The organism is Mucilaginibacter sp. P4_E8, from assembly GCF_056401495.1.
This window is the reverse complement of the sequence record NZ_JBFUJG010000456.1, coordinates 1-540: the sequence shown is the minus strand read 5'-3', so window position 1 is coordinate 540 and position 540 is coordinate 1. Positions and strand designations below refer to the sequence as shown.

The 540-nt window shown below is 57.4% G+C and carries 1 protein-coding gene; it reads left to right on the top strand.

Annotated elements, in window-relative coordinates; translation table 11 throughout:
- On the top strand, positions 1-540 hold a 540-nt coding region (locus AC1DRQ_RS32075; RefSeq protein WP_477430294.1), incomplete at both ends, for an AMP-binding protein.

The window sequence follows — 540 nt, the reverse complement described above, 5'->3', positions numbered from 1 at the left end:
GCTTCAGGATACCGGAGCATCGCTGATCCTCGGCGAGAGTGTCTACCAGGATCAGCTTTCGGAAGCGAGCCCGGATGCGCTGGTGGTAAGCCTGGACAGTTTATCGGAGCTGCTGTCGGTTTATCCGTCGGGGCCGGTGCCTGCTGAAGTTCGTTCGGAAGACCTGGCGTATGTGATCTATACTTCGGGTTCAACAGGGCGTCCGAAGGGGGTAATGATCGAACACGGGAGCGTGGTGAACCTGATGTATAACCAGCAGGCCCCGCTGAACCTTCATGCGGGTATCCGGGTATTCCAGTTTGCCAGCTTTAGCTTTGATGCGTCGTGTCATGAAATATTCTGCACGTTGCTTCACGGCGGCTGTCTTGTTCTTTCACCGAAATCGGTGTTACTGGACCTGCCCTCCCTGGGGAGGCTGCTTCAGTCAGAGTCGATCGAACTGGTGACCTTGCCGCCGAGCTACCAGGCGCTGCTGCTGGGTCAGGAGTTCAGTCTGAAGACGGTGGTATCCGCGGGAGAGGCGCTGAACAACGGGCAGCT